The sequence below is a fragment of the Micromonospora noduli genome (assembly GCF_003264475.1).
GTDB classification, from domain to species: domain Bacteria; phylum Actinomycetota; class Actinomycetes; order Mycobacteriales; family Micromonosporaceae; genus Micromonospora; species Micromonospora noduli.
The window spans coordinates 69384-89447 of the sequence record NZ_PYAC01000033.1 but is presented as its reverse complement, the minus strand read 5'-3'; the positions used below and the strand labels follow the sequence as shown (position 1 = coordinate 89447).

Here is a 20064-nt window from a genome sequence, read left to right as displayed (position 1 = left end):
TTGACCTACGCCGTCCGGACCTCGGCGGGGAAGGCGTCCTGCACCTCGGGCCAGGTGTCGAGCATGAAGTCGACGAGCACCGCGGGCGCCGCGTCGATGAACTGCTCGGGCACCGGCGCGGGCGCCGCCAGGAAGGACCAGACCCAGTAGGAGAGGCTGAACGTCCGGTTGGCGCGGTCGTAGACGTCCCCGATGGGCACCACGTCCATCACGGCCAGCCGAGTGACGACGTCCGGCTCGTCGAGTGCGAGACGGTACGCGCAGCGCGCCCCGCGATCGTGGCCGACGAGTCCGAACCGCTCGTGGCCCAGGCTCCGCATCACCGCGACCTGGTCGCGGGCGATGGCTCGCATGCTGTACGGCTCGTGATCCAGACTGCTCGGAGGCTTGCCACTGTCGCCCCAGCCCCGCAGGTCGGTGGCGACGACCGTGTAGTGCTCGGCGAGCCGTGGTGCGACCTGATGCCACATGAGGTGCGTCTCGGGGATGCCGTGCAGCAGCAGAACGGGCGGCCCACTCCCGCCGCGGCGTTCGTGGATCGTCGCGCCGGGCGTGTCGATGTCGAACTCTTCGAAGCCGTCGAACATGGCCGACCCCGCACCTTCCTGGGACCGCCCAGCGTGAACGGCCTGTGCCGGCGGGCAGGGCGACTGGTGCCCGGCTACCGCTCGGGCCGCTTCGACGCTAGCAACGGAAACGTCCGGCCCGGCGTCCTTTGGCTGAGGCGCGGCCCAGCCCCGCGGTGGTGATCGACAAGGGATCCTTGATGTCGCGGTGTCCCACGGACTCGGACACCCCGGTTTCACTGAACCGGAGTGGATCAGGCCGCGTGGATGGTCAGGGCTGGGGGACGTGCAGCGCCACCTCGAACTCCAGCAGGCTGGCGCCGGTGGAGACCGGGGGACGGGGCTTGTCGCCGGGAGCGGTGGCGTGGGCGGCGCGTGAGGGGCCGGCGGCCCACGCCTGGAACGCTTCCTCGCTCTCCCACTTCGTGTAGACGAAGTAGCGGGTCTCGCCGGCCACCGGGCGGAGGAGTTCGAAGCCGAGGAAACCGGGGGAGTTCTCCACGGTGCCGGCCCGGGCGGCGAACCGCTTCTCCAGCTCCGCGCCGCCACCGGGCGGGACGTCGATTGCGTTGATCTTCACGACTGCCATCTGCCCACCCTAGCCACTCAGAACGTCTCGACCGCCGGGACCAGGTCCACGTCGACCACGATCGGCGCGTGGTCGGAGGGGCCCTTGCCCTTGCGGGCCTCGCGGTCCACGTACGCGGAGCGGACCGCTCGGGCGAACGGCGCGGACGCGTACACCAGGTCGATTCTCATGCCCTTGTTCTGGTGGAACATGCCGGCCCGGTAGTCCCAGTAGGTGAAGGGGTGCGGGCCCTTCATCGGGGTGGGCACGACGTCGCTGAGGCCCAGGTCGCGCAGCGCCGCGAGGGCTGCCCGCTCGGCCGGGGTGACGTGCGTGGAGTGGGTGAAGACCGCCGGGTCCCAGACGTCGGCGTCGGTCGGGGCGACGTTGAAGTCGCCGCAGACCGCCAGCGGCACCCCGCCGGCCAGCTCCGCGTCCAGCGCGTCACGCAGCGCCGCGAACCAGGCCAACTTGTACGCGTAGTGCGGGTCGTCCGGCGTCCGGCCGTTGGGCACGTACACCGACCAGACCCGCACCCCGTCGCAGGTGGCGGAGATGGCTCGGGCCTCCGGCTCGGGGAAGCCGGGTTCACCGGCGAACCCGACCCGGACGTCGCCCAGCCCCACCCGGGACAGGATGGCCACCCCGTTCCACCGGCCGTCACTGTGGCTGGCCACGGTGTAGCCCAGCGCGCCCACCTCGGTCGCCGGGAAGGCGCCGTCCGGGCATTTCGTCTCCTGCAGGCAGACGACGTCCGGCCCGGTGTCGGCCAGCCACTCCAGCAGCCGGGGTAGGCGGGCCTTCACCGAGTTGACGTTCCAGGTCGCCAGGCGCATGCCCCCAGCCTGCCGCATCCGCCGCCGTGACGCCCTGTCAGCTGCCCGGGGTGTCGCCGGGACGGGTCTGTTCGGCCAGGAACCGTTCCAGTTCGGCGCCGAGTTCGTCGGCTGTGGGCAGCGGGCCGGCATCCGGGGCGAGCAGGCTCTTCTCGCCCCGACCTCGGGCGAACGCGTCGTACTGCTCCTCCAGGGCCTGGACCAGCGCCGCGGCGTCCTCGGTCTGCGCGACCTGCCGGTCGATCTCCACCCGGACCACCTCGGCGGCCGAGCGCAGCCCGTCGCCGGGCAGCAGCAGCCCGGTGCTGCGCGACACCGAGGTGAGCAGCACCTCGGCGGCTGCCGGGTACTCGGTCTGCGCCACGTAGTGCGGCACGTGGGCGGCGAAGCCCAGCGCGTCGCGGCCCTGCTCGCCGAGGCGGAACTCCAGCAGGTGACCGACGCTGCCGGGCACCTGGACGCGTTGCAACCAGGGCTCGTAGCCGGCGATCAGTTCGGGGCGGGTGGCGTGCGCGGTCACCCCGGTCGGCCGGGTGTGCGGGACCGCCATCGGGATCGAGTTGAGCCCCACGGTGAGCCGGACGTCCAGCCGGGCGGCGAGCCCGGCGACGGCGGCCACGAAACGCTCCCACTGCAGGTCCGGTTCGGGGCCGGTGAGCAGCAGGAACGGGGTCTCGTCGTCGTCCTGCAGCAGGTGCAGCTCCAGCTTGGGCGCGTCGACGCTCTCCCAGTGGTCCTCGACGAAGGTCATCACCGGTCGTCGCGATCGGTAGTCGAAGAGCTGGTCGACGTCGAACGTGGCGATCGGCCGACCCTCCAGCGAGGTGAGTAGCTGCTCACGCGCCAGTCGGCTGGCGTTTCCGGCGTCCACGAACCCGGTGAGGGCCTGGATCAGGACCGGCTGCCCGAGGTCGGGCAGATCGTCGGTGAGCTGGTAGAGCTCGTGTGGGTCGAGCACCGGTGCGGACCTCCCTGAAATGTGCCTGCGGGGCGCCGTCGCGACGGAGGGCACCCGTTCGGGCAACGTACCCGCCATCCTGGTGCATTCCTGCGTCGGGCGATCCGTTGGCCGGGTGGTGGGCGTGACCGGACCAATCGGCTGTTTACGCCACCAGGCCGATCGGCCGAGGGGCGGTTCGGCCCAAAGGCCGAGTTTGTCGATCATGTCAGGCTCGGCGGTGGAATGGCCGGCCTTGTCCGGGCCCGTGCCGGTCCGCGTGCGGCGCCAGCTTCATCCGGTACGCGAGGTTAGTTCCCCGGGCGGGTCACCCCGCCCGGGTCGTCCACCAGTGCGGCTCCGATCTGTGTCGAGCGCCACGTGATCACCGTGCGTGATCAGGGTTTTCACCTGCCTAGCCTCGGTTGATGCGTGACGACGGCACCCTCGACGACCCGTACGCCCCGAGTAGGCCCACTGCCGATACGGAGGATGGCACCTCAACCGAACGGACAACCACCGCGAGCCGGCTCCGGGCGTACGCCCGGGACCTGACCGGTCGACGCCGGGCACAGATGGCGCTGGCCACCGGTGTGGTGTGCTGCCTCGGTCTGACCGCCGTCGTCCAGGTTCGTGACGAGAACGCCGACGCGGCGACCCGGAGTGGATCGCTCTCCAGCTCCGAGCTGGCGCAGCGCGCCGAGCAGCAGCGCGCCTCCCGTTCCCTCGACCGCACGGCTGCCCCGAGCGCCTCCGCCGCCGCCCAGTCCGCCGCGGCGAGCCCCGCCGACCCGGACACCAGCGCGCCGGCCCGCAAGGTCGCCCCCGCTCGCCCGACCGACCCGGCGCCCGTCGCCGGGCTGGACGAGGACCAGATGGAGAACGCCGAGGCGATCGTCCGTACCGGCCGCAAGATGGGTGTGCCGCGCCGGGGTCTGGTGATCGCGGTGGCCACCGCCATGCAGGAGAGCAACCTCTACAACGTGGCCAGCGGCGTGTTGCCCGAGTCGCAGGACTATCCGCACCAGGGCGTCGGCTGGGACCACGACTCGGTCGGGTTGTTCCAACAGCGTTCCAGCAGCGGCTGGGGCCCGGTGGAGCGGCTGATGGACCCCGAGTTCGCCGCCCGGCAGTTCCTCAGCGCGCTGGAGCAGGTGCCCGGCTGGCAGCGGATGCGGCTCACCGACGCCGCCCAGGCGGTGCAGGTCTCCGCGTACCCCGAGCACTACCAGCAGCACGAGTGGAGGGCCACCCGGGTCGTTGACGCCATCGTGCCGGCGGGGCGGTAACCTACCGCCCACTATGGACGGTCAGGGTTGAGGCTGTCGCATCCCGGGTACATGTGTTGCGGGTTCGGGGTACACATGACTACGGGACCATCGACAGGAGGACGTCATGTCACTGATGCAGCGGATCACCACGTTCCTGAGATCGCCGAAGGGGCAGCAGTTGGTCGAGCGAGGTCGTCGAGAGATGGCCAAGCCGGGCAACCAGCAGAAGCTGAAGGGGTTGGCGGCTCGGCTGTCCAACCGCCGCCGCTGACCGCTCCATCGGCCGCCCTGTCCACCGTTTCCACCCCTGGGGAGACCTGGTGACCGACACTCCGCCCGTCGGCGGTCAGCCCGCCGCCCCTACTCCGCAGCCGTCCGTCGACCTGCCGGCCGGGTCGGTGGACGCCCCCGAGGGTCCGCCGGCCCGACTCTGGGACCGGATGCGTGACGACCCGCAGTACGCGCCGGAGCACCTTGCCCTGGAGGCGGTTCGCCGCCTCGGGCCGGAAGCCGTGCAGTGGGCCGCCCGTGCCCGGGCCGAGCAGCCCGGGGCTTCCGCCGATGTCCTGGCCGACCAGGCGGCCCGCAAGTTCGTCAACCTGGCCCGGCTGTCCGGCGCGGTCTCCGGCGCCGCCGGGCTGCCCGGCGCCGTGATCGACGTGGGCGTGCTGGCCTGGACCCAGGCGCGGATGGTGCTGCACATCGCCGCCGCGTACGACGTCGACCCCCTGCACAATGACCGGGCCACCGACCTGCTGGTGCTCCAGCGGGTGCACAAGGTCGCCGAGAGCGCCCGGCTGGCGCTCGGCGTGGCCGCCGGCCGGGAACGCGCCGACGCGCTCTTCGGCCTGGGCGGCCAGCGTCCGCTCGGTCGGGTCATGCTGCAGCTCGGCATCCGGCTGGCCCAGATGGCCGGCGTCCGGGCCGCGAAGCGGATGGTCGCCAAGATCGTCCCCGGTGCGGCCATCGTGCTCGGCACCTGGGCCAACTCGTCGGCTACAAAGGATCTCGCCCAGCGATCCCGGGCCCTCTACGGCTCCCGCGGCAACGCCGTCCCCGAGCCGCGCCAACCCTGACGGCCCGTCCGGGCTCGTTCAGCTGGCCAGGCCGGAGGAGCGCCAGGTCACCTCGGCGATGCGGCCCTGACCGGTGGCGTTGGGGTGGAACCAGTCCAGCGGGTTGAGCAGGTCCAGGGTGAACCGGACCTTGTGCAACGCGCCGCCGTCGTGCCGGCACCGTGATCCGTACGCCCGGCAGGCCGCCTTCAACTCGGCGTTGTACGCGTCGATCCGGTCCCGGACGGCGGCCCGGCGGGCCCGGTCGGCGGGTGCGGTCGAGGTCGCGTCGGCCAGCAGGGCCGGGCAGATGCCCCGCCGCCACGCGCGGGTCGCCCGGGCGTCGTCGTGCCCGACCTCCCAGAGCCGGTACAGGTCGGGGATGCTCACCACCAGCACCCGGGCTTTCGGCCGGCCGGTCCGCAGGACCCGCAGCCCCCGGTCGACGTCGGCCCGGAACTGGGCCACCGGCGTCATCGCGTCCACCCCACCCCGACAGACGTCGTTGGCGCCGATCAGCACTGTGACGTAGTCGGCGCGGTCGCGTACCGCCGCCTGGGCCTGACCCGCCAGGGCGTCCGCGCGGGCGCCGGGACGGGCATGGTTGTACGTCCGGTCGCGGATCGCCGCATTCTGTTCGAGCAGCCGCCGGTAGTGGCTCTGCACCCGCAGCCCGTCCCCGGTCGACCAGGAGTTGCGCTCGCAGGAGGTGAGCACCAGGCAGGAGGCGAAGCCGGTGCTGATCGAGTCGCCGAGGGCGGCGATGCCGCCCGGCCCGCTCGACGGCGGGGCGCTCGTGGTGGGGCGGGGTTCCGCGGAGTTGCCGCCCTCGCACGCCAGCGCGACCAGCGCCGCGAGACAGGCCAGCGCGGCGACCCAGCGTCGAGGCATGACGTCTCCCGTTCCCGCAGCACAGAGCGACAGCGCGGTAACTCTATGCGCAGGATGTGGTTTGCCGGGAAGTTGCTGTCGGGTATGCGGCAGAGTGCCGACGCGGAAGCCGTGGGGGTGCTATGCGTCCCGCCACGGTGCCCGCTGACCGTGCAGCCACCAGTGCAACGCCCGGGTGATCCGGGGCAGCACCAGATAGGTCATCAGCGGGGTCAGGCAGAGCGTCATCAGCAGCACCCGGGCCGCCAGCGGCACCGCGTCGAGAAAGCGGCTCGTCAGCAGGGTGGCGGTCAGGCTCAGGGGGAAGAACGCCAGCCAGATGGTCACCGCCTGCTTCCAGCGGGGCGGCGACGCGGGCGGGGCCGGCTCCACCGGGTCCACCGAGTGCTCCAGCGGCCTGTCGAACCAGCCCTCGATTCCGGTACGCCGTTCGACACGGGTGTGCTCGACGATGCCCTGCGCCGAGCTGAGCCACCAGTGCCGCTGCGGCGACTCCTCCCACCGGCGCAGCGTCTCGGCGTCGGCGAAGCGGTAGAGCATGTGCCACTCCGGCGAACCGGGGCCGCTCTGCACCCAGCCGGCGCCGAGGAAACCGGGGAACGCCTCGGCCAGCGCCGTGCCGGCCCGCATCCAGGCCACCATCTCGCTGGCCCGGCCGGGATCGACGCGGCGGGCGATGGAGACGGTCACCGGCACGGCGAGGGTCATTGACATGCGCCCATCCTGCGGTCGACGAGGCCGCGGCGCGAACGGATGTGCCGGAGCACACCGGCAGGTGCGGGTGTGCGGGCGCGCGGTACCGGTTAATCCGGCCGATCGGGGGTAGATCGGTGGGTATGACGAGATCGCAGCCCCGGCGCGCCCGTGGCACGGTCGGCCACGCGAACAGCGCGTTGAACCTTCGGCTCACCCTCGCCAGCTTCGGGCTGGTGATCATGGTGCTCTTCGCGGTGCTGGCGTTCTGGGCCGGTATCGCCTGGCTCGGCGTACTCTGCGCGATCTTCGCCGTGGTCGCCGTGGTCGACCTGGTCGTGATCCAGCGCCGCCGCGCCGCCCGCCGCCGCGAGGAGCCGGGCGTACGACACTCGTTGTTCGAGTGACAGGAGGACGGAATGCCCCACATCGCCACCACCAACCCCGCCACCGGACAGGTGCTCAAGACCTATGAGGCGATGTCCACCGAGCAACTCGACGACGCCATCGAGCGCACCGACCTCGCGTTCCACCAGCTGCGGGCGACGACCGTCGACCAGCGCGCCCAGTGGATGAACGCTGCGGCCGACCTGCTCGACGCCGAGCGCGACGAGATCGCCCGGATCATGACCACGGAGATGGGCAAGACGTACGTCGCGGCGCAGGCCGAGGTGACCAAGTGCGCCTCCGCCGCCCGCTTCTACGCCGACAAGGCCCCCGCGTTCCTCGCCGACGAGCCCGCCGACGCCGACGCCGTGAAGGCCACCCGGGCCTTCATCCGCTACCAGCCGATCGGCGTGGTGCTCGCGGTGATGCCGTGGAACTTCCCGCTCTGGCAGGTGATGCGTTTCGCCGCCCCGGCGCTGATGGCCGGCAACACCGGCCTGCTCAAGCACGCCTCGAACGTGCCGCAGACCGCGCTGCTGCTGGAGGACGTGTTCCGGCGAGCTGGCTTTCCCGAGGGGGCCTTCACCACGGTGCTGGTCGACTCGGAGGCCGTCGACCACATCCTCAGCGACCCCCGGGTACGCGCCGCAACGCTCACCGGCAGCGAGCCCGCCGGCCGGTCCATCGCGCAGATCGCCGGGCGGGAGCTGAAGAAGACAGTCCTCGAACTCGGCGGCAGCGACCCCTTCGTGGTGATGCCCTCGGCCGACGTGGACCGGGCCGCCGAGGTCGCCACCACCGCCCGCTGCCAGAACAACGGCCAGTCCTGCATCGCCGCGAAGCGGTTCATCGTGCACACCGACGTGTTCGACGCCTTCGCCGAGAAGTTCGCCGCCAACATGGCCGCGCTGCGCGTCGGCGACCCGATGGACCCGAACACCGACGTCGGGCCGCTGGCCAGCGAGCGTGGCCGCGACGAGGTGCACGCCCAGGTCCGCGACGCGGTGGACAACGGCGCGACAGTGCTCTGCGGCGGCGAGCCGCCGAGCGGCGACGGCTGGTTCTACCCGCCCACAGTGGTCACCGACCTCACCCCGCAGATGCGGATGTGGTCCGAGGAGGTCTTCGGCCCGGTGGCCGGCCTGTTCCGGGTCTCGTCGTACGAGGAGGCGATCGAGGTCGCCAACGGCACCAGCTTCGGGCTCGGCTCGAACGCCTGGACCCGGGACCTGGCCGAGCAGGAGCGCTTCGCCACCGACCTGGACGCCGGAAACGTCTTCATCAACGGAATGACCACCTCGTACCCCGAGTTGCCGTTCGGCGGTGTGAAGAACTCCGGGTACGGGCGGGAGCTGTCGGCGCTGGGCATGCGGGAGTTCTGCAACACCAAGACGGTCTGGGTGGGCGAGGGCGCCGCCTCGGCCGGCGCCGGCGCGCACGCCGAGTAGTTCGGGGCGCGGCACGCGTCAGCCGGTGCCGTCGTGGGTAGGAAGTGTGCCCATGACGTCGTTCGGGTTTCACGCCTCGCATGAGCAGATCGGTCCACGCGCCCTGTTGGAGGCGGTGATCCACGCCGAGCGGGCCGGCTTCGACGCCGCCATGTGCTCCGACCACTTCTCCCCGTGGAGCGCCCGGCAGGGCGAGTCCGGCTTCGCCTGGTCCTGGCTGGGGTCGGCGTTGCAGGCCACCGGCATGCCGTTCGGCGTGGTCAACGCGCCCGGCCAGCGGTACCACCCGGCGATCATCGCGCAGGCGATCGGCACCCTCGGCGCGATGTACCCGGGCCGGTTCTGGGCGGCCCTGGGCACCGGCGAGGCCAGCAACGAGCACATCACCGGCGACCCGTGGCCGCGCAAGGACGTACGCAGCGCCCGGCTGCGCGAGTGCGTGGACGTGATCCGGGCCCTGCTGGCCGGCGAGGAGGTCAGCCACGACGGCCTGGTCCGGGTGGATCGGGCCCGGCTGTGGACCCGCCCAGAGCAGCCGCCCGCGCTGGTCGGTGCCGCCGTCAGCGTGGCCACCGCCCGCTGGTGCGCCGAATGGGCGGACGGGCTGATCACCGTGAACGCCCCGGTGGCGCACCTGCGCGAGATGATCGACGCGTACCGGGACGCCGGCGGACGTGGGCCGCTGCACCTCCAGGTGCACGTCTCCTGGGCGCCGGAGCAGGCCCAGGCCGAGGCCATCGCCCACGACCAGTGGCGCAGCAACGTCTTCGCCCCGCCGGTCTGCTGGGACCTGGAGACCGTCGAACACTTCGACGCGGTCTCCGCCGACGTGCCGGCGCAGCGCGTCGCCGAGGTGGTGAACGTGTCGGCGGACCTCGGTCGGCACGTCGGCTGGCTGGAGGAGTACGTGGAACTCGGCTTCGACCAGATCGCCCTGCACCACGTCGGGCAGGAGCAGCGCGGCTTCATCGACGCGTTCGGGGCGGAGGTGCTGCCGAAGCTGCGCCCGGGCGGCTGATCGAACAGGCGTACCCCTAGGCTCGTACCCCATGGAAAGCCTGTTTCCGGTCGTCGTCTTCCTGGCGATCGCCACCCTGGGCGCCGCGTTGGCCCGCCGGCTCGGTCTGCTCGCGCCGATCGTGCTGGTCGTCTTCGGCCTGGCGCTCTCGTTCGTGCCAGGCTTCCCGCAGATCGAACTCGACCCGGAGTTGGTGCTGGTCGGCATCCTGCCGCCGCTGCTCTACGTGGCCGCGCTGGAGACCTCGGTGCCGGCGTTCAAGAACAACATCCGGCCGATCCTGCTGCTCGCGGTCGGCCTGGTGTTGTTCACCGCGTTCGTGGTCGGGTTGGTGTTGCACCTGCTGTTGCCGCAGCTGCCGTTCGCGATCTGCCTGGCCCTCGGCGCGGTGGTCGCCCCACCGGACGCCGTGGCCGCCACGGCCGTCGCCCGTCGGGTCGGGCTGCCCCGCCGGGTCGTCACCATCCTGGAGGGCGAGAGCCTGGTCAACGACGCGACCGCGCTGGTGCTGCTGCGGGTCGCGACGATGGCCACCGTCGGCTCGGCCGTCGGCGCCGACAAGATCGCCATCGAGGTGCTGCGGTCCACCGGCGGCGGCATCCTGATCGGGGCGCTCGGGGCGCTGGTGTTCGGTTTCCTGCATCGGCGGATCACCGACCCGCTGCTGGACAACGCGCTGTCGCTGATCATCCCGTTCGCTGTGGTGTTCACCGCCGAACACCTGCACGCCTCCGGTGTGGTCGCCGTTGTCGTCACCGGCCTGGTGCTCGGGCACAAGCTGCCCCAGCTGCTGTCCGCGGCGTCCCGGTTGCAGATCGGCGCGTTCTGGCGGCTGGTCCGTTTCCTGCTGGAGGGCCTGGTCTTCCTGCTGGTCGGGCTGCAACTGCGGGAGGTGCTGCGCGATCTCGACGAGCCGATCGGCTCGCTCATCCTGATCACCTTCGCGGTGCTCGGCACCGTCTTCCTGACCCGGTTCGTCTGGCTCTTCCCGGCCACCTACCTGGCCCGGTTGGTGCCCCGGGTCCGCCGCCGTGACGCCCGGCCGTCACCGAAGTTCCCGATCATCATCGGCTGGGCCGGAATGCGGGGCGTGGTGACCCTGGCCGCCGCGCTGGCCCTGCCGCTGACCCTGGCCGATGACGAGCCGTACCCCAGGGCGTTGCTGATCTGGCTGGCCTTCGCCGTGATCGTTTTCACCCTGGTCGGCCAGGGCGCCACCCTGCCGCTGGTCGCCCGTAGGTTGAAACTGCCACCGGACGACCCGGTGCAGGACGCGCTTTCCGCGGCCGCCGTGCAGCAGCAGGCCAGCAGGGCCGCCCAGGACCGTCTCGACGAGTTGGCCGCCAGCGCACCGGATGCGGTGGTGGACCGGCTGCGCCGAGCGGTGGAGGACCGCACCAACATGGCGTGGGAACGACTCGGCGGCGACGAGCGGGAGACCCCGTCGCAGGCGTACGGTCGGCTGCGGCAGGAGATGATCGACGCCGAGCGGGATGTGTTCCGGGCGGCCCGGGACTCCGGCCGGATCCCTGAGGAAGTGTTGGTGCAGGCCTACCGTGACCTGGACCTGGAAGAGTCGTTGCTGCGAGAGGTTGAGAAGTGAGCTGTCAGCACCTGACCGAGGCCGGTGCCGCCGAGCCGCGTACCCCCGACGAGTGCGCGGACTGCGTCGCCATCGGTGACACCTACTGGGTGCACCTGCGTACCTGCCTGAGCTGCGGGCAGGTCGGCTGCTGTGACTCGTCGCCGAACCAGCACGCGAGCAAGCACTTCGCGTCCACCGGCCACCCGGTGATCCGCTCGGCGCAGCCGGGCGAGGCCTGGCGCTGGTGCTTCGTCGACGAGGAGATCGGCTGACGGTCAGCCCGGGTGCGGTGACCGGTCGGCGCGGTCGGCCAGGGCGCGTCGGGTGAGCGGTGGCACGGCGAAGCCGGTGAGCGCGAGCAACCCCGCCAGCGCCAGCCAGCCGACTGGGCCGCCGTCGATGATCAACCAGGTCAGCAGGGCCGGGCCCGCCGCACGGACCAGCCCGGCGAGCAGTCCGTCGACCCCCTGGTAGGCGCCGAGAGCGTCCGGTGCGGCGAGGTCGTAGGCCAGCGTCGCCCCGGCCCCGGCGTGCCACAGGTCGCCCAAGGTGTAGATCACCGTCGCGCCCAGCAGCAGGCCGACCGCCACCGTGGTGGGCACGACGGCGCTCGCGGCCCAGAGCAGCATCCCGGCCGCGAGCACCAACCCCGCCCGGCGCATCGTCGTCGCCGCCGGCACCGCGTGCCGGGCGCTCCCGCTGAGCCGTACGGCGAGCAGCACGGTGAGCAGTGTGTTGACCAGTAGGAGGGCCGAGACTGTCGCCAGGGGCGCATCGGTGTGCGCCACCACCCACAGCGGCAGCACCAGCGTCAACGCCACGTGGTGTACGGAGAGCACCGCCGAAGCCCCGGCGACCGCGAGGAACGGCCCGTCGCGCAGCGCCCGGCCGGCTCTCTGACGCAGGGGCCGCCGGGCCGGCGGGTACGCCGGGAGTCGCATGATCAGCGCCGCCGAGACCAGATAGGTGGCGACGTTGCCGAGCACCAGCAGTCGGTACGCCCACCCGGTGTCCACCACCAGCGCGAACGCGGCCAGCCCTGCACCGAGCGCCACGCCCAGGTTGGCCACCGCGCGCAGGGTGGCAAAGGCGTGCACCCGGCCCTGCGGGCCGCCCACCGCGGCGACCAGCGCGGCGCGGACGGCGAGGTTGCCGGAGATCAGCAGAGCGTCCAGTGTGGCCACCAGCAGAAAGACCGGGAAAGAGTCGACCAGCAGGTACGCGGCGGCGACGGCGGCCTGCGCTAGTTGCAGGACGGCGCGGAGGCTCCGTGGGTCACACTGGTCGGCGAGCCCGCCGAGCGGCACGCTGGCAGTGAGCCCGACCAGGCCGGCGAGAGTGAGCCCGACCCCCACCTCCGTCGGGGTCAGGCCCACGGCGCGGGTGAGGAAGAGCGCCGCACCCGTTACCCACAGCCCCGTGCCAATCGTGTTGGCGAGGGTGGCCAGCGACAGGGTGCGTAGCCGACCGGGCGGCGGCAGCGGCGACAGCGACCGCCAGCGGTCGTCAACCTCCGCCGTGGTACCCATTCACCGACCCTAGAACCGCCGCCTGCTCGTCGATGCCCCGCGTAGTGCTGTATGCCCGTCACATTCCGTGTCCAGGCCGATGTCGGGTGGGCTCAGCACAAAAATCTTCTCCACCAGGTAGACCATCACGGTGCCGCTCTAGCCACGGCGGCCCGTCACCTCCTGGTCGGCAGGACACACGGTCTTGGGGAGGTCACGTTCGTCGGTGGTACTGGTTGCGGCGGGGGAGCCGGTCGGAATCGAGCCAGGCCGGTGGGACGAATTCGGGGTGGCCGTCGCCGCCGAGCCGGACGGTCCACTCACCGCGGCGGACGTGTCGGTGATGGTGGCCGCAGAGCAGCACGGCGTTGGCCAGGCTGGTGTCGCCGCCGTCGGCCCAGTGCCGGATGTGGTGGGCGTCGCACCAGCGCGGTGGGCGGTCGCAGCCCGGGAAGGCGCAGCCGCGGTCGCGCAGGACCAGAGCGCGTCGCAGGGGACCGGTGATGAGCCGGCGTTGCCTGCCCACGTCGAGCGTCTGGCCGCTGCCGCCAAGGACGGCGGGCAGGATCGCGGCGTCGCAGGCGAGGCGGCGGACCGTCTCCGGGGTGAGTTGCGGGCCCGTGTCGAGAGTGCCGGCGCCGAGCCGCCGGGCCAACGTTTCGAAGCTCGTGGTGACGACGACCTGGGCGGGTTCGCCGCCGTGCTCGGGCAGCTCACCCGTGCGCAGGGCAAGCCGGCAGAGGTCGGCGAAAGCATCGTGCCGGCGTTGCCCGGGAGAACGCGGATCGTCTGGGCCGGACGGTGCGGTCATTGGGTCGATCGCGGCGCGCAGCAGACCGGCCGCCTCGCCGTCGAGGATGCCGGACAGTCGCAGTCGGCCGTCCCGTAGCTCGGACAGCGTTACATGGCGGTCTCGGTAGGCTCGGCGGGCCTCGGCCTCCATCGCCGCCTCGGCGGCGGCATCGGCGATCTCTGGGGCGACGTGGTCGAGGATCCGGGTGCCCAGCTTGCGAAGCAGGGTCGGCTCGAACTGCCCGGCCCACTCGACCAGGACGCCCACAGCCTTCTCGGCAGCCTCGGCGCCAGCGGCCGTGTGCACTGCGCTGACCGTGTCGGCGATGACCCGGACCTGCTCCACGTCGACCGCTCCGCCGGCCAGCGCGTCCCGCACACCGGCCGGGGCGGCATCGAGCGTCGCGGCCAGCTCGACCAGACGGCGGGCGGCACCAACCCCGAGGCGCAGCCGGTCCCGTAGCCACACGGCCGTCGAGGACGCGCCCTGCGCGGTCGCGATGCCTCGACCCTCCAGCTCCCGCACGAGGGCCAGCTTGACCATGGCCAGGCGTTGTTCGAGTCGGTGCGTGGCGTCGAGTGCCGCGACGAGGTCGTGCTCCGGAAGAGCCCACGCCGACGCGCCAACGCAGCCGGCTACTGCCGCCTCCGCCTGCGCCAACTCCTCCAACATGGACCAACAATAGAACAGGCGTACGACGATGTTCCGGCCCGCGGTGGGCGAGGTTTGGCGGCTCCGGGCGACGACGATGAGCGGCGAGGGTGGGCGGTGACGATGAGCGGCGAGGGTGGGCGGTGACGATGAGCGGCGAGGGTGGGCGGTGACGATGAGCGGCGAGGGTGGGCGGTGACGATGAGCGGCGAGGGTGGGCGGTGACGATGAGCGGCGAGGGTGGGCGATGACGGTGGGCGGCCCGCCCGGGAGCGACAGCTGATCTTCGGAGGCGCCGGCGTGCCGGGCTCAGCGGCTGGTGCCGTCGACGAGACGTTCGGTGGCGAGGCAGGAGACGAGGCAGCGTTCCTTTGCGTCACCGCTCAGCCGGGCGGTCCAGTCGGTGAGGCCGCCGTCGCCAATCTCCAGGCTGCCGCCCAGGACGGTGATCCGCAGGGCGCAGCCCGTGTAGTAGCCGCGACCGCGAGACCGCTCCGGTTCGTCCACGAGTGACACCACACCTTTGTCCAGTGCTGGTCGGACGGTGTCGGCCAGCCGCTCCCGGACGGCCTGATCGTCGAAGATGGTGACGTGCAGCTGAGGCGCGGCGGCCGGTGCCAGCTCGGCGAGGACGGTCCGCCAGTAGGTGAGGTGCCGGACCAGCAGCCGGGCCTGGGTGCCTCCCGAGCCGGTGTCCCGGGCGCTGGACACGAGGGCGAAGAGCCGGAAGTGCGCCGACGCGTCGCCGCCGAAGTCCTGCGCCCGCAGCACCCGGTGGGCAGCGGCCAGGTGCACCTCGCTCTGTCGGCGGCGACGTACGGCCGCCTCGATGGCGAGGGCGTTGGTGGGGTCGCTCAGCACCTCGCTGGCGCGCATCGTGGTGACGATCCTGTTCTGGCTGACCGGCGCGACCGCCGAGCAGGTGCCGACCGGTACGACCGGCGACAGCTCCACTCCGGCGACGTCGGCGGGCAGCAGTTGCCACATCCGGGCCTCCACCCGTGCGAGCACGCGCGGGTCGGCGCGGGCTGGTCGGACGAAGCGGTCCTCGCGCCACCGTCGCACCACCTCGGACGGGCGCGCGGTCGCCGCCCGGTCGCGGGCCACGCTCAACAGCAGACTGCGCAGGTCTGCGCTGGACAGCCCGGACAGTGCGCTGCGGGTCCCCGCCGGCATCGCCGCCCACACTCGACGCTCCGCGCCAGGCAGTTCGTCGCCAACCAGATCACCACCACCCATGGCATTACCATGGCTCACTCGGCGCGACCGATCCATCGGTTTGCGGCGGGCCCGATGATTCGTCCACGTCATCAGCTCGACAGCGTCGGCCGCAGACACGCGGCCCGACCGCTCCGAGCGGCCTCCTGGCGGCGAGCGGCATGCCCTCGATCACTTGATGGGCAGTAGCGGAAGCCCCGGCGTTCCAGCTACCCACCATCAAGTGATCATGGAAGCCTGCTGGCCGCGTGTACCCCCATCTATGCTTCACCGACGGTGCGAGCGTCAACGGGGGACGGACATGATCGACACGGTGATCTTCGATGTTGGTGGGACCATTCTCGACGAGTCCCACGAGTTCGCTGCCTGGGCCGACTGGCTCGGCGTGCCCCGGCACACCTTCTCGGCGGTCTTCGGTGCGGTGATTGCCCGGGGTCTGGACTATCAGGAGACGTTCCGGGTCTTCCGGCCCGACTTCGATCTCACCGTGGAGTTGGAGCGCCGCGCCGCTGCCGGCCAGCCGGAGTCGTTCGCCGAGGCGGATCTCTACCCGGACGCGCGGGGGTGCCTGGAGTCCTTGAAGGACCAGGGCCTGTTCGTGGGCCTGGCCGGTAACCAGCCAGCTCATGCGGAGGCGACCCTGCGCGATCTCGAGCTTCCGGTGGACGTGATCGGCACGTCGCACGGGTGGGGCGTGGCGAAGCCGTCACCGGCGTTCTTCGAGCGGGTCGTCGCCGCGGGCGGTGGTGTCGCGTCGTCGATCCTGTACGTCGGCGACCGGCCGGACAACGACGTGCGCCCGGCCCTGGAGGCGGGCATGAAGACGTGCCTGATCCGACGCGGTCCGTGGGGGCACATCCTCGACCCCTCCACAGTGGCAGAGCGGTGCCTGTTCCGGATCGACTCGCTGGACGAACTCCCGAGCCTGGTGGCGAAGCACAACGCGACCGGCGGTTGACCCGCCGGCCGCGCTGATCGTGCGGTCCCGGTGACCGCCCGGGAAGGGCGGCCACCAGGACGTCGGTCAGGTCAGCGAGCAGGCCGCTCCGTTGACAGTGACCAGGCCGGGCCTCGGGTTGGCGCCGCCGCCTGTCGTCGCGTTGAAGCCGAACGTCACAGTGCCGCCGGGTGCGATCTTGGCGTTGTACGACTCGTTGCGCGCGGTCACCGTCGCGCCGGACTGGGTGACCTTCGCCAGCCACGCCTCGCGCACCCGCTGGTCACCGGTGAACGCGAAGCGCACGCTCCAGCCGTTGACGGCGGTGGCGCCCGTGTTCTGGATGGTCAGCTGCCCGGTGAACCCGGTGCCGCCCTGCCAGGCGCCGTAGTTGGAGTAGCGCGCCGTGCAGGTGGTGGCCGGCACCGCCCCGGCGTCACCCTGGTCGGCCAGGAACGAGGAGATCCAGGCCAGCGCCGAGTTCCAGTTGATCGCCACCTCGTTGGTCGAGTACGAGTTGATGTCGTCGACGTAGCAGAACATCGGCTCGCAGCCGGCGAGCAGTTGTGCCACGAACGGGTCCTGGAGGGCCGCGTTCGGGCCGCCGGCGAGGGAGCCGGCGGGCGGTCGGGGCAGGTTCGGGTCGAGCTGGTGGCCGAAGATCCGGCTGTGCTGGTTCTGCGCGGCGTGCTCACCCCACCCGGTGACGTAGGAGATGTTCAGGGCGTTGCGGCCGAGGATGTAGTCCATTGCCTGCACGGCGCCGTCGCGGTAGACGGGGTTGCGGGTCAGGTCGAACGCGGTGGCCAGCACCACCGCGTTGTTGATGACGTTGCTGTTGCCGCCCCAGAAGTAGCTGTTCGCGTCACCGGGCATCGGCAGTCCGTACGCCTGCCGGCGCAGCTCGGCGAGGTACGTGTCGGCGGCGGCGGTGACCGAGGCACGGACCCGGGCCAGGTCGGCGGCGGGTAGCCCGTTCGGCACGGTGGCCAGGTCGAGGCGGCCCAGCGCGGCAACGCTCTGCCAGCCGAAGCCCCGTGCGTCGAACACGTTCCCGGTGTGGTGCGGCGAGGCGGTCAGGTCGGCCAGGTAGTTCTGCGCTCCGGTGGTCAGGTACAGCTCGGCCGCCGCCCAGTAGAACTCGTCGGTGACGTTGCTGTCGTCGTACGCGCCGCCGCCGGTGCCGTCGGTTGGGCTGGCGTACACCGCCGGGTGGGCCTTGGCCGCGGCGTAGGCGGTCTTCGCGGCGGTGCCGCAGCGGGTCGCGAACGCCGCGTCGTAGGGGGCGAAGAGCCGGGCGCACTGGGCGGCGGTGGCGGCCAGGTTGAGGGTGGCCGCGGTCGACGGCGGGTGCAGCTCGCGCGGCTGCGGGTCGTCCTGCGGCGAGAGGGGCAGTCCGGTCCAGTTCTGATCGTGGATCTTGTGGTGGACCATGCCGGCGAGCGGCTTGCCGGCGGGCACCTGCATGCGCAGCAGGAACTCCAGCTCCCAGCGGGCCTCGTCGAGGATGTCCGGCACCCCGTTGTCGCGCTCGGGCACCCGCAGCGTGCTGTCGGCGAGTTCTGCGCCGCCGTTGGCGGTGGCCGCCGTCTTGGTCCGCTCGAAGGTGTTCAGCAGCTGGTAGGTGGCGATGCCGCCGTTGACCACGTACTTGCCGTGGTCGCCGGCGTCGTACCAACCGCCGCGCACGTCGAGGGAGTAGTCGCAGACACCCGGCTGGCAGGGCACGTTGGTGTCGCCCTGGTTGGGTGCGAGGCCGAGGTGGCCGGCGGGTCGGGCGTACTCGTCGCCGATCAGGTCACCGTCGATGGCGATGCCGCTGCGCTGGGCGTAGAAGAACTGCAACGAGTCGGAGCGCAGCTGGTCGTAGAGGGCGCCGGAGATGTCGAACGGGTGGCTGGTCTCGCCGTCCACGGTGAGCGTGAGCCCGGTGCCGGGGGTGCGGTAGCTGGAGAAGTCGACCGTCTGCACGTTCTGCCCGGAGGCGGCGTCGACACCGCGAGCGGTGGTGGTGCCACTGGCCACGACGGCGCCGGCGGCGTTGCGCAGCTGCCAGGGCAGCGCTTCGGTGGCCTCGGTGACGACAGTGGCGTTCTTCGGGCCGCCGGGGAGGTAGCCGACCTGGTTGACGCGCACGCGTGGCCCGGTGTCCGGCTCGTACGGCTCGGGTGGCTCGCCGCCGCGCAGCGAGACGTCGTCCAGGCAGATGGTCTGCGCCTGGGCGGAACCGCCGACCTGGAAGATCAGTTGGGCGCTGGGGTCGTCGTCCGGGACGGTGAAGGTCTGCTCGACCCGCTGGAGGGTGCCCGTCGCGGTGGCGTCCACTGCCGCGTACGTGGTGTACGGGGCGCTGCCGAGCTGCAGCACGGCCTTGACCGCGGCGCCGGGGGTGGCGGAGACCGCGAAGCCGAGGGTGTATTCGGCGCCGGCGATCAGCGGTACGCCGTCCTGGCCGATGCCGGCGTCCCACGGGTTGGCCAGCCCGCCCGCGACGGTGGTGCAGAGCTGGCCGTCGGTGACCGCCAGCGCGCCGGTGCCGAAGGAGAACCAGGGGCTGACCCCGGCGCTGAAGTCGCCGTTGTCGATCTGCTCGGGGGCGTCCGGTGGTGGGTCGGCGTGGGCCGCGCCGGCGCCCGCGCCGGTGAGGGCCAGAGTGGTCGCCGCAGCCAACAGGAGGCGGCGTCGGGATGGCGTCACGGGGAGTCCTTCCGGGACGGAAAGTGGGACGTTGGTGGTGGCACGGTGATGCAAAGGGAAGCTGGGAGCGCTCCCAGGTATCGGCTCGATGTTTCCAGTGCCGGTACGCCATGTCAATTGATCTGGTTGGATGGGTTTCAGCATCCGACGAGGGCGGTCAGCCCGAGCGGCGCCTCCCGACGCGCCGCCACCCGAACGTGAGATTGGCCGCGCCACGCGCCGTCGTCCTGATCTCCTAGAGACAACTGCGCCCTTCGCCTGGCAGGCTGCCTCCCATGACCCTGAAGCTGCGTTCCGTGGGAACGAGCGACCGTGGGCTGATCCGCAGCGGAAACCAGGACGCCCTGCACGCCGGCACCTGGCTCGTCGCCGTCGCCGACGGCATGGGCGGAATGGCCGCCGGCGACCTGGCCAGCGCCCTCACCATCGACGCGGTCGCCCCGCTGGACGTGGAGACACCCGAGGACGCCCTGGTGGCCGCGCTCGAAGGTGGCATCGCGCTGGCCACCTCCCGGATCCGACAGGCGGTCGCCGAGGATCCCGAGCGCCAGGGCATGGGCACCACGCTGACCGCCCTGCTCTTCGCCCGTACCGGCAGCTGCCTGGCACTCGCGCACGTCGGCGACTCCCGGGCCTACCTGTTCCGCGAGGGCGTGCTCAAGCAGGTCACCCGGGACGACACGTTCGTCCAGATGCTGGTGGATCAGGGCGTGATCACCGCGGACCAGGCCAGCAGCCACCCGCGCCGGGCCGTGGTCACCCAGGCGTTGCAGGGTGACGAGGTCTCCCCGTCGTACGCGACCATGGTGCCCCGGGCCGGCGACCGGTGGCTGCTGTGCAGCGACGGCCTCTCCAACGTGGTGCGTCCGGACACCCTCACCGAGGTGCTCAGCGGCTATCCGGACCGGGACGCCTGCGCCGCCAAGCTCATCGACCTGGCCCTGCACGCCGGCGCGCCGGACAACGTCACAGTCGTGGTGGCCGACGTCGTCGAGGAGTAGGCCG

General features: G+C 71.8%; 20 protein-coding genes. 10 read left to right on the top strand and 10 right to left on the bottom strand.

The features are described from left to right. Positions 1–5 precede the first annotated feature (5 nt). From MED15_RS25085 to MED15_RS25070, 4 genes are all read right to left on the bottom strand, one after another. A complete protein-coding gene (locus tag MED15_RS25085) occupies positions 6–587 on the bottom strand; it encodes an alpha/beta fold hydrolase (RefSeq protein ID WP_244220570.1) in 582 nt (193 codons plus the stop codon). A gap of 250 nt (positions 588–837) precedes the next feature. After that, the gene (locus MED15_RS25080; RefSeq protein WP_112584657.1) at positions 838–1155 is read right to left on the bottom strand and encodes an antibiotic biosynthesis monooxygenase family protein; all 318 of its coding nucleotides are present in this window, start codon (positions 1153–1155) and stop codon (positions 838–840) included. Positions 1156–1172: 17 nt separating this feature from the next. Continuing rightward, positions 1173–1970 carry an exodeoxyribonuclease III gene (locus tag MED15_RS25075; protein WP_112584656.1) on the bottom strand — a complete coding sequence of 266 codons (798 nt, stop codon included), beginning with the start codon at positions 1968–1970 and terminating at the stop codon, positions 1173–1175. 37 nt (positions 1971–2007) lie between these two features. Further along, positions 2008–2928, bottom strand: coding sequence for a proteasome assembly chaperone family protein (locus tag MED15_RS25070; RefSeq protein ID WP_091401570.1), 921 nt, complete (start codon positions 2926–2928; stop codon positions 2008–2010). 407 nt (positions 2929–3335) lie between these two features. On the opposite strand from MED15_RS25070, the gene MED15_RS25065 reads away from it, so the two are divergent. The 3 genes from MED15_RS25065 to MED15_RS25060 all read left to right on the top strand — a co-directional run bounded on the left by MED15_RS25065 (position 3336) and on the right by MED15_RS25060 (position 5254). After that, on the top strand, positions 3336–4196 hold the full coding sequence (locus tag MED15_RS25065) for a peptidase M23 (RefSeq protein WP_112603784.1): 861 nt from the start codon (positions 3336–3338) through the stop codon (positions 4194–4196). A gap of 106 nt (positions 4197–4302) precedes the next feature. Continuing rightward, complete coding sequence (locus MED15_RS33620) at positions 4303–4449, top strand: hypothetical protein (protein WP_167457721.1); 147 nt, start codon at positions 4303–4305, stop codon at positions 4447–4449. A gap of 49 nt (positions 4450–4498) precedes the next feature. Then, the gene (locus MED15_RS25060) at positions 4499–5254 is read left to right on the top strand and encodes an EcsC family protein (RefSeq protein ID WP_112584654.1); all 756 of its coding nucleotides are present in this window, start codon (positions 4499–4501) and stop codon (positions 5252–5254) included. Positions 5255–5272: 18 nt separating this feature from the next. Here the strand turns inward: MED15_RS25060 and MED15_RS25055 are convergent, their stop codons facing one another. Both MED15_RS25055 and MED15_RS25050 read right to left on the bottom strand, forming a co-directional pair. Then, positions 5273–6124, bottom strand: coding sequence for a GDSL-type esterase/lipase family protein (locus MED15_RS25055; RefSeq protein WP_112584653.1), 852 nt, complete (start codon positions 6122–6124; stop codon positions 5273–5275). A gap of 120 nt (positions 6125–6244) precedes the next feature. After that, a complete protein-coding gene (locus MED15_RS25050) occupies positions 6245–6838 on the bottom strand; it encodes an antibiotic biosynthesis monooxygenase (protein WP_112584652.1) in 594 nt (197 codons plus the stop codon). Positions 6839–6960: 122 nt separating this feature from the next. Here MED15_RS25050 and MED15_RS25045 point away from each other — a divergent pair, with 122 nt between their 5' ends. The 5 genes from MED15_RS25045 to MED15_RS25025 are packed head-to-tail and all read left to right on the top strand — an operon-like array spanning position 6961 to position 11527. Next, positions 6961–7224: a DUF6343 family protein gene (locus tag MED15_RS25045; RefSeq protein ID WP_091401582.1), complete on the top strand. Its 264-nt coding sequence runs from the start codon at positions 6961–6963 to the stop codon at positions 7222–7224. A 12-nt stretch (positions 7225–7236) separates the two neighbouring features. Continuing rightward, entirely contained in the window at positions 7237–8652 is a 1416-nt protein-coding gene (locus tag MED15_RS25040; protein ID WP_112584651.1) for an NADP-dependent succinic semialdehyde dehydrogenase, read from the top strand. Between the two features lie 52 nt (positions 8653–8704). Continuing rightward, positions 8705–9670: a TIGR03885 family FMN-dependent LLM class oxidoreductase gene (locus MED15_RS25035; protein WP_112584650.1), complete on the top strand. Its 966-nt coding sequence runs from the start codon at positions 8705–8707 to the stop codon at positions 9668–9670. 31 nt (positions 9671–9701) lie between these two features. Beyond that, on the top strand, positions 9702–11273 hold the full coding sequence (locus MED15_RS25030) for a Na+/H+ antiporter (RefSeq protein WP_112584649.1): 1572 nt from the start codon (positions 9702–9704) through the stop codon (positions 11271–11273). Further along, positions 11270–11527: a UBP-type zinc finger domain-containing protein gene (locus MED15_RS25025; RefSeq protein ID WP_091401591.1), complete on the top strand. Its 258-nt coding sequence runs from the start codon at positions 11270–11272 to the stop codon at positions 11525–11527. The genes MED15_RS25030 and MED15_RS25025 overlap by 4 nt, the downstream gene beginning before the upstream one ends. A 3-nt stretch (positions 11528–11530) precedes the next feature. Here the strand turns inward: MED15_RS25025 and MED15_RS25020 are convergent, their stop codons facing one another. From MED15_RS25020 to MED15_RS25010, 3 genes are all read right to left on the bottom strand, one after another. Beyond that, positions 11531–12784: an MFS transporter gene (locus MED15_RS25020; RefSeq protein WP_112584648.1), complete on the bottom strand. Its 1254-nt coding sequence runs from the start codon at positions 12782–12784 to the stop codon at positions 11531–11533. A gap of 193 nt (positions 12785–12977) precedes the next feature. Continuing rightward, positions 12978–14228, bottom strand: a complete 1251-nt coding sequence (locus MED15_RS25015; protein WP_112584647.1) for an HNH endonuclease signature motif containing protein — start codon at positions 14226–14228, stop codon at positions 12978–12980. 288 nt (positions 14229–14516) lie between these two features. Then, complete coding sequence (locus tag MED15_RS25010; protein WP_112583439.1) at positions 14517–15446, bottom strand: hypothetical protein; 930 nt, start codon at positions 15444–15446, stop codon at positions 14517–14519. A gap of 280 nt (positions 15447–15726) precedes the next feature. On the opposite strand from MED15_RS25010, the gene MED15_RS25005 reads away from it, so the two are divergent. After that, complete coding sequence (locus MED15_RS25005; RefSeq protein WP_112583438.1) at positions 15727–16383, top strand: HAD family hydrolase; 657 nt, start codon at positions 15727–15729, stop codon at positions 16381–16383. Between the two features lie 66 nt (positions 16384–16449). On the opposite strand, the gene MED15_RS25000 is transcribed toward MED15_RS25005, so the two are convergent. Then, positions 16450–19059 carry a glycoside hydrolase family 9 protein gene (locus tag MED15_RS25000; RefSeq protein ID WP_112737103.1) on the bottom strand — a complete coding sequence of 870 codons (2610 nt, stop codon included), beginning with the start codon at positions 19057–19059 and terminating at the stop codon, positions 16450–16452. Positions 19060–19334: 275 nt separating this feature from the next. Here MED15_RS25000 and MED15_RS24995 point away from each other — a divergent pair, with 275 nt between their 5' ends. Then, positions 19335–20060, top strand: coding sequence for a PP2C family protein-serine/threonine phosphatase (locus MED15_RS24995; protein WP_112583436.1), 726 nt, complete (start codon positions 19335–19337; stop codon positions 20058–20060). Positions 20061–20064 lie beyond the last annotated feature (4 nt).